Source organism: Rhodothermus marinus (genome assembly GCF_009936275.1).
GTDB classification, from domain to species: domain Bacteria; phylum Bacteroidota; class Rhodothermia; order Rhodothermales; family Rhodothermaceae; genus Rhodothermus; species Rhodothermus marinus_A.
This window is the reverse complement of record NZ_AP019797.1, coordinates 1,248,984-1,260,785: the sequence shown is the minus strand read 5'-3', so window position 1 is coordinate 1,260,785 and position 11,802 is coordinate 1,248,984. Positions and strand designations below refer to the sequence as shown.

General features: G+C 65.0%; 12 protein-coding genes. 4 read left to right on the top strand and 8 right to left on the bottom strand.

The genetic code is table 11. The features are described from left to right. Positions 1 to 72: 72 nt before the first annotated feature. Both GYH26_RS05565 and GYH26_RS05560 read right to left on the bottom strand, forming a co-directional pair. Complete coding sequence (locus GYH26_RS05565; protein WP_161540809.1) at positions 73 to 426, bottom strand: hypothetical protein; 354 nt, start codon at positions 424 to 426, stop codon at positions 73 to 75. A 141-nt stretch (positions 427 to 567) separates the two neighbouring features. Continuing rightward, positions 568 to 1,797 carry a vitamin K epoxide reductase family protein gene (locus GYH26_RS05560; RefSeq protein ID WP_161540808.1) on the bottom strand — a complete coding sequence of 410 codons (1,230 nt, stop codon included), beginning with the start codon at positions 1,795 to 1,797 and terminating at the stop codon, positions 568 to 570. 147 nt (positions 1,798 to 1,944) lie between these two features. On the opposite strand from GYH26_RS05560, the gene GYH26_RS05555 reads away from it, so the two are divergent. From GYH26_RS05555 to GYH26_RS05540, 4 genes are read left to right on the top strand one after another with little or no spacing between them, the layout of a single operon-like run. After that, positions 1,945 to 3,822 (top strand): chloride channel protein, encoded by a 1,878-nt coding sequence (locus tag GYH26_RS05555; protein WP_161540807.1) that lies wholly within the window; start codon positions 1,945 to 1,947, stop codon positions 3,820 to 3,822. Next, positions 3,819 to 4,766 carry a mechanosensitive ion channel family protein gene (locus GYH26_RS05550; RefSeq protein ID WP_161540806.1) on the top strand — a complete coding sequence of 316 codons (948 nt, stop codon included), beginning with the start codon at positions 3,819 to 3,821 and terminating at the stop codon, positions 4,764 to 4,766. The genes GYH26_RS05555 and GYH26_RS05550 overlap by 4 nt, the downstream gene beginning before the upstream one ends. Beyond that, positions 4,720 to 5,421 (top strand): deoxyribose-phosphate aldolase, encoded by a 702-nt coding sequence (gene deoC / locus GYH26_RS05545; RefSeq protein WP_161540805.1) that lies wholly within the window; start codon positions 4,720 to 4,722, stop codon positions 5,419 to 5,421. Before GYH26_RS05550 ends, deoC begins: the two co-directional genes overlap by 47 nt. 4 nt (positions 5,422 to 5,425) lie before the next feature. Continuing rightward, positions 5,426 to 7,180 carry a RecQ family ATP-dependent DNA helicase gene (locus GYH26_RS05540; RefSeq protein ID WP_161540804.1) on the top strand — a complete coding sequence of 585 codons (1,755 nt, stop codon included), beginning with the start codon at positions 5,426 to 5,428 and terminating at the stop codon, positions 7,178 to 7,180. 7 nt (positions 7,181 to 7,187) lie between these two features. Here the strand turns inward: GYH26_RS05540 and GYH26_RS05535 are convergent, their stop codons facing one another. From GYH26_RS05535 to GYH26_RS05510, 6 genes are all read right to left on the bottom strand, one after another. Continuing rightward, complete coding sequence (locus GYH26_RS05535; RefSeq protein WP_014067381.1) at positions 7,188 to 7,505, bottom strand: DUF4296 domain-containing protein; 318 nt, start codon at positions 7,503 to 7,505, stop codon at positions 7,188 to 7,190. Between the two features lie 69 nt (positions 7,506 to 7,574). After that, complete coding sequence (locus GYH26_RS15065; RefSeq protein ID WP_014067382.1) at positions 7,575 to 7,886, bottom strand: ATP-binding protein; 312 nt, start codon at positions 7,884 to 7,886, stop codon at positions 7,575 to 7,577. 334 nt (positions 7,887 to 8,220) lie between these two features. Further along, the gene (gene hisG / locus GYH26_RS05525; protein ID WP_014067383.1) at positions 8,221 to 9,153 is read right to left on the bottom strand and encodes an ATP phosphoribosyltransferase; all 933 of its coding nucleotides are present in this window, start codon (positions 9,151 to 9,153) and stop codon (positions 8,221 to 8,223) included. A 28-nt stretch (positions 9,154 to 9,181) separates the two neighbouring features. Further along, positions 9,182 to 10,339, bottom strand: a complete 1,158-nt coding sequence (locus tag GYH26_RS05520) for a DUF4837 family protein (protein ID WP_161540803.1) — start codon at positions 10,337 to 10,339, stop codon at positions 9,182 to 9,184. A 3-nt stretch (positions 10,340 to 10,342) separates the two neighbouring features. Next, complete coding sequence (trpA, locus tag GYH26_RS05515; protein WP_161540802.1) at positions 10,343 to 11,173, bottom strand: tryptophan synthase subunit alpha; 831 nt, start codon at positions 11,171 to 11,173, stop codon at positions 10,343 to 10,345. Between the two features lie 15 nt (positions 11,174 to 11,188). Then, positions 11,189 to 11,722, bottom strand: coding sequence for a transposase (locus tag GYH26_RS05510; protein ID WP_161540801.1), 534 nt, complete (start codon positions 11,720 to 11,722; stop codon positions 11,189 to 11,191). Positions 11,723 to 11,802: the final 80 nt, after the last annotated feature.

The following is an 11,802-nucleotide window of genomic DNA, read 5'->3' as shown; positions in this document are numbered from 1 at the left end:
TTCAGGTTCCGGAGCAACCGCACCGCAATGCGGTGCAACCCGATGCAGCGATTTCACAGCAGGCGTCTCGCTTTATTGAAGCGCCTCGATGCGGATTTTGCGGAGGCCCAGTTCGGCCACCGAGCGGCCATCGCGGAACGGCATCCAGAACAGCCCCGAAAGCCCGCCCGTACGCATCTCACCGGCCCGCAGCGTATCGGCCACCCAGGCTACCTCTTCGCTTCCGTCGTCAGCCCGGAAGACCACCTGAAAGCGACAGGCCACCGGAAAGTCGTTACGATTGTGCAGGCGGAGCACCACGCCCTCGTAGGAACTGCCTCTTTCCGCGTAAAACAGATAGGTAATCTCCACGCCCCGGTAAGTCAGCAGCGGTTTCCAGACGGCCGTCCACCAGGATTCTTCCTGCGCGATCGCCCGCAAGCCCATCAGGCTCCACACAACAGCTCCCAAAAGCACCGTTTGCAGCCCCCCACGTCTCACTGTCTTCACCCGCCTTGCTGCACTGCCTTAAAGAAAAGGGCCGCCCCTTGTGTCGGCCCCTTACCGAAGAAATTTCGAGCGTTGATCTCAGAAGCCCTTTGCCTGCTGTTCGATCAGCTGGCCGAGGCATTCGACGGTACGGGCGTAGCCCGGTACGAAGTGGCCGTTGATCAGCACGGTGGGAACGCCCCGCACGCCGATCATGCTGGCCTGCCGGCTCTGCCGTTGCATGTATTCGTTGAAGACACCCTCGTTGATCTGCCGGGCCAGCTCATTTCGGTCCATGCCGATCTCCTCGGCGATGTCGAGGATTTCTTCCAGCGTCAGTCCGCCCGAGCGCTGACGTGCGAACTGCGCCTCCAGCATGGCTTCATATTTTCCTTCCCGGGCGGCGGCGTACAAGGCGGCCACCTGCGGAATGGAAAACTGCCAGAGCGGGATCGGCTTGAAGACGAAATAGGCCTGCAGCCCGTAGCTTTCCACTACCTGCTTCATGATCGGGTGCAGGTGCTTGCAGTGCGGGCAATTGGGATCGAGGTATTCGATGACGACCACCTTCGCGTCGGGATTGCCCGCCGTGGGGTCGTTCATCATGATCAGGTCGCGGAAGTAGCGCACCGGCGGCCGCTCTGTATCGAAGCTGCAGGTCTGCGTGGCCGGTTGCGCCTCGGTCACGGCGTCGGCCGTGGTGGTCGAGGTTTTCGGCGAAAGCGCGTCGTTCAGGTAGACGTCGGCGCCCATGAGCAGCAGCGCGGCCAGCGCCAGTCCGCCCAGGGCCAGTCGTTCGGTGCGGATGCGTTCCGGTCGTTCCATAGTAGCCGGTCGAAAGGTGAACAGTTCGTAGGCCTGCAGGCCGGCCATCGTCAGCACCAGCCCGGCGGAGACCAGGCACAGCGCACAGAACGTGGCCAGCTCGAATGCCTGATAATAGAGCAGGTAGAGCGTGTAAAGCAACCCGACGCCGAGCAGTCCAGCCCGGATCAGCTTGTACCGATGCCGGTGCAGGGCCGGACGCAGCAACGCCAGCGCGCTCAGCAGCGCCACGGCGGCGTAGAACAGTGCGCCCCAGATCGTATTCGAGACGCCCAGCAGCGTGCCGGCCGCGCTCTGCACCACCGAGGCGCAATCGAAGGCCTTTTCCAGCGGTGCCAGGCTCGCCACGCCGAAGCAGCCTTCTTCGAACTGGCGCTGCTGCTGCACCCAGAGGTGCGTCGTGTCGAGCAGGCCCAGCAGCGCCAGGCCAAAAATCAGGCGGTTGAGTCCGGCCCGGCGGTTGCGCAGGCGTCCGCGCAGATCCGACAGATTTCGAGCTGCCATCACTCCGGCAAGATCATTTCAGGCTTCAGGGTTAATGAAGAAAATTACGTCAGGGTTTCGATTGCGCATCGAATGTCGGTAACTTCCGGAATGTATTTTTGAAAGCAGGGTCCGGTAGCACCGAGAGTGTCGAACGATCCGCCGGTTATGGCCCGCCGTAATCACGTCGATCCGGCCCAGGTTTTTCGGCTGTTCTATCCGCGCACATTGCTGGCCTGGACGCAGAACTTCGACTGGCGCATCACGGGCCGCTGGATGTTTTACTCGGCCATTATCGGCGTGCTGGGTGCGCTGGCCGCGCTGGTCTTCGGCGAGCTGGTAACCCTGCTGACCCGGCTGATCCTGATCGAAGGGGCCGGGTATCCGGTGCCCTTCCCCCGAGGCGAAGGCGGCACCGACATTTTCGATCTGGAACAGGTACTCCATCCTGCCCGTCGCTGGCTGCTGCTGATCGCCCCCGCGGTAGGCGGTCTGCTTTCGGGCTGGATCGTCTTCACCCTTGCGCCCGAGGCCGAAGGCCACGGGACCGACAGCGTAATCCGGGCCTTTCATCGGGGGCGTGGCTTTATGCGCCTTCGCGCCGGGCTGGTCAAGATCGTGGCTGCGGCGCTGACGATCGGATCGGGAGGAAGCGCCGGCCGCGAGGGGCCGATCACCCAGATCGGCGCCACGCTGGGGTCATGGCTGGCCCAGCGGTTGCACCTGAGTGAACGGGAGCGCCGGCTGTTTCTGGTGGCCGGCATGGCGGCCGGTCTGAGCAGCATCTTCCGCTCACCGCTGGGCGGTGCTTTCTTCGCCGTCGAGGTGCTCTACCGCGAAGACATCGAGAGCGAGGCGCTCATGCCCGCCATCGTGGCCAGCATCACCGGCTATTCGCTCTACACGAGCATCGAGCGGTCCGGGACCGTCTTCGTCACCCCGCGCTTCGAGTTCGTCAGTCCGCTCGAACTGCTCCCGCTGATCGGCTTCGCGCTCTGCTGCGCCATCGTGGGCATTTTTTACGTGCGCGTCTTCTACGGCACGAAGCGCCGCATCTTCGATCCAATGCCCCTACCGCCCGCCCTGAAGCCCGCGCTGGGCGGCCTGCTCGTCGGCGCGATCGCCTTCTTCTTCCCGGCCATCATGGGCTCGAGCTACGGCTGGCTGCAGCAGGCCATCGATGGCAACCTGCCGCTGGGCTTCATGGCGCTGCTGGCCCTGCTGAAAATTTTCGCCACCTCGCTGACGATCGGATCGGGGGGCGCGGGCGGCACCTTCGCCCCGTCGCTGGTGATCGGCGGTATGCTGGGGGGACTCTACGGGGAAGGGTTGCACCGGCTGTTTCCGACGCTGATCACCCAGCCCGAAGCCTACGTGTTGATTGGCATGGGGACGTTCGTGGGCGGCGCGGCCAACGTGCCCATCGCCGCCACGATCATGATTTCGGAGATGACCGGGAGCTACTCGCTGCTGGTGCCGCTGATTTTCGCGGGCGTGATCACCCACCTGGTGGCCCGCCGGTGGAGCCTGTTCGAGGAACAGGTGCGCACGCACAACGACTCGCCCGCCCACCGTGCCGAACTGTTGCCCGATCTGCTGCGCCAGATTCCGGTGGCGGCGGTCGTCGAGCGCGTGCCTTACTTCCACACGGTCGAGCCGGGTCATACGCTGCGCGAGATGCTGGACGTGTTCACGCGCACGCGGGAAGTCGTGCTGCCCGTCGTGGCGCCCGGCAGCGGCCGCCCGCCCCGCTACCTGGGGCTGGTGCTGCTTGAAGACCTGCAGTCGCTGCTGCGCGAGGCCGACGCGCTCAGCCCGCTCATCGTCGCCCAGGACGTACAGGTGCCCTTCGAGGCCGTACGACTGTCCGACACGCTCGAAGACGCCCTCAACCGCTTCCTGGAGACGCGCTATCCGGAGCTGCCCGTGCTGGACGAGCGCGGCGAAATCGTGGGCTTCCTGCGACCGCACCAGCTCATCAGCGAATACCACCGGGCCCTGCTCCGCCACCTGCAGCAGACGCCGGAAGTCGAGGCCCGCTCATGAGCGAGCTTTTTTCCTTTCAGGAACAGGACCTGCTCTACCGGCTCGCCCTGGCGGCGGCCGGCCTGGTCATCGTCTTCGTCCTGGTACGCGTGAGCATCCGGCTGCTCACGCGCCGCATCGACGATCCGGACCGCGTCTATCGCATCAGCCGCCAGATCCGACGCACCGGCGCCGTCGTCATGCTGGGGCTGCTGCTGGTGATCTTTTCGCCCCGCCCGACCGAACTGGTGGCCATCCTGACGGTCGTCGGCGCCGGGCTGGCCATCGCGCTGCGCGAAGCGCTCCTGAGCGTGGCCGGCTGGCTTCGGATCGTGCTGGTCCACCCCTACCAGCAGGGCGACCGCATCGAGATCAACGGCGTGCGCGGCGACGTGATCGACATCCGCGTCATGCGCACCACGCTCATGGAAATCGGCGGCTGGGTGGACGCCGACCAGAGCACCGGCCGGCTCGTGCACGTTCCGAACGCCTGGGTCTTTCTCTATCCGGTCTACAACTACACCCAGGGCTTTCGCTTCATCTGGAACGAGCTGTCGGTGACGGTCACCTTCCGAAGCGACTGGCAGGCCGCCCGCGACATCATGGAATCGCTCGCGCGCGAATCGACGGCCATCGTCGAACGCCAGGTGGCCGAAGAAATTCGCCAGATGTCCCGGGAATTTCTCGTACATTACAGCATCCTGACGCCGTTCGTCTACGTGCGCATCGTGGAGAACGGCATCCAACTGACGCTGCGCTACCTGTGCGAGGCACGCAAACGTCGGGGCACCGAGCACGCGCTGACGGTCAGCATCCTGGAAGCCTTCCGCCGGCACGGCGGTATCGAACTGGCCTACCCGGCCGTGCAGGTGGCCCTGCCCGACACGCCCCAGTTTGGACCGCTACCGCCGACCGACCATGACGCCTCAGGAACTCGCCCGCCTGATCGACCACACGGCGCTTAAACCCGACACCACGGAAGCCCGCATCCGCACGCTCTGCGACGAGGCGCGCCGCTACGGCTTTGCAGCGGTCTGCGTCAACCCCTGTTACGTGCCGCTGGCCGCCGAACTGCTACAGGGTAGCGCGGTGGCCGTCTGCACCGTGGTGGGCTTCCCGCTCGGGGCCAACCGCACGGCCATCAAAGCGGCCGAGGCTGAACAGGCCATCCGGGACGGGGCGGCCGAGCTCGACATGGTGCTGAACATCGGCTTTCTGAAAAGCGGCCGGCTTCAGGAAGTGCTGGAAGACATCCGCGCCGTGGTGGACGTCGCCCGGGCGGCCAGGCCACCGGCAGGACGCGATCGGATTCTGGTGAAAGTGATTCTGGAAACGGCCCTGCTGACCGATGCGGAAAAAGAAACCGCCTGCCGACTGGCGCTGGAGGCCGGCGCCGATTTCGTGAAAACGTCCACGGGCTTTGCCGGCGGAGGTGCCACCGTCGAAGACGTTGCGCTGATGCGTCGGGTGGTGGGCGACCGGATGGGCGTGAAGGCGTCGGGCGGAATCCGCACGCGCGCGCAGGCCGAAGCGCTGGTGGCCGCCGGGGCCAACCGGCTTGGCACCAGTGCAGGGGTCACCCTGATTCAGGACACGGCTTCCGATCCGGAAAGCTACTGAGGCCATGAGCGATGCAGCGGCCGATCGGTACGAGACCGCCCGCGCGCTGCTCCGCCGCTACTGGCGACACGACGATTTTCGTCCGGGCCAGTGGGAAATCATCCAGGCGGTGCTGCAGGGACAGGACGTGCTGGCCGTGCTGCCGACCGGCGGCGGGAAGTCGGTCTGCTATCAGCTCCCGGCCCTGCTGCTGGACGGCCTGACGCTGGTCGTTTCGCCGCTGCTTGCGCTCATCGAAGACCAGGTGGCCCGCCTCCGGGCGCGGGGCATCCCGGCCGCCTTTCTGCACGGGCAACTCGCGCCGCACGCGGCCGAGCAGTGCTGGATCGATGCGGAGCACGGCGCCTACCGTTTGCTTTATGTAACCCCTGAACAGCTCACCACCGCCCGTTTCGAAGCACGGGCCGGACGGCTGCGCGTGGCGCTGCTGGCCGTCGACGAAGCGCACTGCGTCAGCGAATGGGGGCCACAATTCCGTCCTGCCTACCTGCATCTGCCCGAGGCCCGTCGGCAACTGGGCGATCCCCCGCTGCTGGCACTCACGGCCACGGCCACCCCGCGCGTGCGCCAGGACATCGTCGAAAAACTGGCGCTGCGCACCCCCCGGATCATCGTGCGCGGCTTCGACCGGCCCAACCTGGTCTGGTCCGTGTTCGAAACCGCCGCCAAAGCGGAACGCGTCCGGGCCGTACTCCGGGGCGTGCCCGGCCCGGGCATCCTGTACTGCGCCACGCGGCGAAGCGCCGAACGCTGGACCGAGACGCTACGGCGGCTGGGCGTCGAGGCGGTCTGCTACCATGGCGGACTGTCGGCGGCCGACCGGGCGGCCGCCTCCCGGGCCTGGCGGGAGGGACAGGCCCGCGTGGTAGCCGCCACCAGCGCCTTCGGCATGGGCATCGACCGGGCGGACGTCCGCTTCGTTCTGCACGCCGAACTCCCCCCATCGCTCGAAGCCTACTACCAGGAGGCCGGTCGGGCCGGACGCGACGGTCGGAAAGCCTACGCCGTGCTGCTCTTTCAGGAGAAAGACATCGACCTGCAGCGCCAGTTGATCGCCCTGAGCTATCCGGCGCGCGACGTGGTGGCCCGCATCTACGAGGTGGCCTGCAGCCTGGCCCAGGTGCCCGTGGGCACCCGCCCGAACCATCCCGTGCTGTTCGACGCCGAACGTATCGCCTGCATCGTGGGCGTCCCGCCGGGTGCCGTGCGCCACACGCTGGAGCTGCTCACGCGCCAGGAAGTCTGGGAGCCGATCTGGCTGCCCGCCCACTACGTGCTGCTGCGCCTTCGGGGGACGCCGAACGACTTTCGGCGCTTTGCGGCAGCCACGAACAACCCGCGGCTGGCCCGCTTCGTCGAAGCGCTGCTGCGTGCGATCCCGGCCGACGCCTTTTCCACCTGGTGGCCGGTCAGCCTGCGCCGGCTGAGCCGCCGCACCGGGGTGGAACGCGAGCGGCTGCTGCGCGGCCTGGATTTTCTGCGGGAGCGTGCGTTGCTCGACTGGCTCTCGTCCGACCGCGCCCGCCTGGTCCGCCTCAAAATCGCCCGCCCTCAGCGCCTGAGCATCGACGACCGCCTGCTGCGGCAGGCCCGCGAGCAGGCCGAAGCGCGCCTGGAAGCACTCGTCCGCTACGCCCGCACCACGAGCTGCCGCCGCCACTTTCTGCTGACCTACTTCGGCGAATCGGCGCCCGAGCGGTGCAACGCCTGCGACGTGTGTCTGAAGCGATCCGGACGTCGGAATTCCCCCGACCTGTAGCAGCGGCTCACCGTGGCGTGGCCTCGCTGCCGTAGTGCTCCAGCATCAGCCGCTCCTGGATCTGCTGATAGAGCTGACGAAAAGCTTCGGGATCGCGTGCGTAGTGCTGCAGCCGACGGGCCACCGTGGCCGAATCCAGTCCGTAACGGGCCAGTACCGAATCGCGAAAGGCGGGCGTCACGTCGCCCACCACGGCCTGCCGGGCCGAAAGCAGGTGCAGCTCGACGAGCACGTTCACCAGCGTGCTATCGACCGCCGTCGTTTCGGATCGCGTTCCGCCACAGCCGGCCAGCAGCAACCCGGCCGCCAGCAGACCAATTGCCATACGATTTGTCCTTCGCATGAAAATCAGAGATTGCAGGAGCAGGCCATGGTGTCTGCTCGAAGATACCGCCTACGAACCCTTCGCTTCCATGGCAAAATACGCTTCCAGTTCCGCCTGCACCACAAAATCGACCTCGTACTGACGCTCCCACTGCACCGCCACCCATTCCGGCCCCTTGAGTGTCGGTTCGTCGGCACTGGCATAGATGGCAGGTAGGGACAGTGCCGCCAGCACCTGCTGCACCAGCGTGGTCTTCCCTACCTGACGCGGTCCGGCTACTTGACGGGGCTCCTTCAACCGCCGCAGCAACTCCACATAGTGCGAACGCCGGTAAGCAGGAAGCGGATAAACTTCCGACGTTGCCAGATACAATTTACTCAATGTGCTGAGTAAATTTACTCAATACACTGAGCAAATTGCAACGACGCTCCTGGTGTGCGTCATATGATTTCCGGGAAATCATAGTGCATGTGAGAAAGCACGGGCGCACACTGCGGTGCGCCCCTACAGATCCTTGGCGTTTTCCCTATCCCGTAGGGGCGGACCCCTGTGTCCGCCCGATCATACCCGCCGGATCACGTCCGCCACACGGGGTGTGGCCTCCTCATGCACCAGTAAATCAGCGATCCCATATCACGCCGGCATCTTCCCAAAAAAACAGCGGCGGGCCGCCGGAGCAACCCGCCGCCGAACAGGGTCTATTCCGCGAAAGGGCTCAGGGAATCACCTTGTTGAGCGGGTATTCGATGATGCCCTCGGCGCCGGCGCGTTTGAGTTCGGGGATCAGCCGGCGCACTTCTTTTTCTTCGATGATCGTTTCGATGGCCACCCACTCCTCGCCATCGGCCGCCAGCGGCGAGATCGTCGGCCGCCGCATAGCGGGAAGCATTCGGACGATCTTCTCCACATCGTCCTTGCGGGCATTCATCTTCAGGCCCACCCGGCTTTCGGCCCGGATGGCCCCCTCCATCAGCATCGCGATGTTTTCGATCTTGCGACGCTTCCAGGGGTCCTGCCAGGCCTGCTTGTTGGCGATGAGCTGCGTGTTCGACTCCATGAGCACCTCCAGAATGCGCAGCCGGTTGGCCCGCAGCGAAGCGCCCGTCTCGGTCACCTCGACGATGGCATCCACCAGCTCCGGGCACTTGGCCTCGGTGGCCCCCCAGGAAAACTCCACCTCGGCCTCCACGCCCCGCTCGGCCAGCCAGCGCCGGGTCAGGTTGACCACCTCGGTGGCGATGCGCTTGCCCTGCAGGTCCTGCACCGAGCGGATGTCGGAGTCCTCGGCCACGGCCAGCACCCAGCGCACCGGCCGCATGCTCTGCTTCGAGTAGATGAGGTCGGCCACCGTGACCACGTCGGCGCCGGTCTCCATCACCCAGTCCTTTCCCGTAATGCCGGCGTCGAAAACGCCGTCTTCGACGTAACGGGCCATTTCCTGAGCGCGCACGAGCATGGCGCTCAGCTCCTCATCGTCGGTCGAGGGAAAGTAGGAGCGCTCGCTGACGCTGAACTTGAACCCAGCTTTTTCGAGCAGCTCCAGCGTGGCCTGCTGCAGACTTCCCTTGGGCAGACCCAGCCGCAACACGCGACGGGGCTGTTCGTCAGGCCGTTCCGTTCGGGTCAGCGTAGCCGTTTCGGTGGACATAGGGCAACGTCTGGTTTAGGGTTGTTGACTACGGAGAAGCGGGTGTTTCGGACGCCACGTCCTCGCGCGTCCGAAACGTATAGGCAATGACTTCCATCTGGCGCAGAAACTCGCGCTTTTCAAAACCGGGCGCGAACACCATCCCGTCGATCATGTAAATGCGTCCGCTCTTCTGATCGTAGAAGGTGTAGTTGACGAACGGGCCGCCCATGCCGGCCGGAAACAGTCGCCCGTCGTCCAGCTCGGTCACCATGTGCCAGAGCCCGCGCGTCTCGTAGCCGTAACGTCCCAGAAAATCGATCTGGCGCGTCTCGAGTGGCTGGCGGTAGTCGATCTGCACGAAGCCTCCGGCATTGCCCTGCAGGTAGCGGCGCGTGAGTGAGTCACGCGTGGCATAGATCCATTCGGGCGTCAGCTTCGCCGGATCGGCGTTTTCTTCGTAATAGACAAACAGGCTCCGCCAGGTGTCGGGCAATACACGCCGCAGCCAGACGAAACGCGTCGTGTCGAACACCAGCACGTAATCGTGCTGCACGTTCACGGCAAAGCCGTGGTGGGCCATGAGCGTGTCTTCGATGTCGAACTGGCGGCCCTTTTCGAACATCTCGATGGCCAGCCGCTCGCGGGCGATCGCGTCGAAGTCTTCCCGCAATTTCGGCGTGGCCCGGCGGATCGCCTCGACCAGTTGCGAGTCGGTCTCGGCGACGATGAAATAGACGAGCTGGCGCCGTCGCCACAGATCGCGTCGAGGTACGACGGCGGGCGCTCCCATTCGAACGGTCTGCAGCGCTTCGGGTGAAAAGGCCTGCTGCACAAGCCGCGAGATCTGACTCGAATCGCGCAGGGCGGCCACGAACAGTACGTTTTTGAACTTCTTGACGCGATCCAGATCGTCCTGAGTGCGCGGTTCAATGGGACGCAATTGGAAAAACGGCTCCGGATTGGGCAGCGTCTGCACGTAGTAGCCCAGCGCCATGCGCAGCGCCTCGCCAACGGGTCCGGTCCACAGCGTCGAGTCGATCACCACCTGAATCTCGCCGTTTTCGCCGATGGCAAGCGGCCGGTAGTCCACGTTGCCGCAGCCGAGCAGAAACGACAGGCATGTGATTCCGAAAAATAAAGCAGGGCGCCGGGGCATGACGATCTCGCGTCGGGTGAGCGTTACGCGCGTGGAACGTTGCCGCATGGCTCAGGTGCCCACCTGGACCGGCGTGCCGTACTTCAGCGCATGCACGAACCGGCGCACGGACGCCAGCCGCTCCTCCGGCGTAAGCGCCGGATCGTCCCAGAGCCGCTCGACCAGTCGGATCAGCGCCGAACCCACGATGAAGCCGTCCGTGTGGCAGCTCAGGCGCCGGGCGTCTTCGTGCGATTTGATGCCAAAGCCCACGAGCAACGGATTTTGCTGGATCTGGCGGCGGGCCCGCTGCAGGTAGGCCTCGACGGCCGCATGATCGGGCAACTGGCTTCCGGTCAGTCCGGTCACCGACACAGCATAGACGAAGCCGGTGGCGCGCTCGTCGATCGCCCGGATGCGCTCGTCCGGCGTGTTCGGGGCGATCAGATAGACCATGGCCAGTCCCGCCTCGCGGGCGGCTTCGTCCAGTTCCGCGCTTTCTTCCGGCGGCAGATCGGCCAGGATCAATCCGTCCACGCCCGCCTGTGCCGCATCGCGGCAGAAGGCCCGGTAGCCGTAGCGATAGATCGGGTTGACGTAGCCCATGAGCAGCAGCGGCGTCTGGCTCCGCGCCCGAAACCATTCGGCCGTGCGGAAGGCGTCGGTCAGGCGCACGCCGTGGCGGAGTGCCCGCTCGCTGGCACGCTGGATCGGCACGCCTTCGGCCAGCGGATCGCTGAAGGGCATGCCCAGCTCGATGAAATCCGCGCCGGCCTCGTCGATGACCTCCAGCAACGGGCGGGTGCTCTCCGGATCCGGAAACCCGTTCGTCAGAAACAGGCCCATGGCCTTTTCACCACGGGCCCGCAACGTTGCAAACATCGATTGCAGGCGGTCGATCATGTTTCTGTTCTGTCGTCAGCTGATGAAATACCGATCCTGTTGCCAGCGTGCGGGATTCTCTGCAATGTAACGGCGAATGGCCTCCAGCGCTCGCCTGTTCCGCACAATGTGTTCGTAATAGTTGCGTTGCCAGACAGGAGTCCCCGGCGTTCGACGCAGCCGATTGATTCGAGCCGTTACCGCCGCCTTGTAAGAACGCACGATCGTCGGGATCGAACCGGCCACCGGTCGGCCAAAGCGTTCCTCCTGCTCCGGCACCGGCTCCGGAATTCGATCCGGAATGATCAGAAGCCCGTGTACGTGGTTGGGCATTACCACGAATGCGTCCAGTCGGACGTGGGGAAAATGCACCGGGATCTCACGCCAGCAGGCGACGGCCACCTCGCCGAAACGGTTGTGTACCAGTCGGCCGTTGTGCACCTGCCCGAACAGGCAGATGCGCCGATACGTGCAGATGGTGAGAAAATAGATTCCGGGCCGGGTATAGGGATACCCCTGCAGCCGGATCGAACGCCGGTGATGCCGTTCAGGGTCGTATCGCGACGGCATGGCCGGTAACGGGCCGGTCGGCGTGCCAACCGTACCGCGTTGTTCGTGTTTGCGTGATTTTTGTATTTGTTCGATTGTAG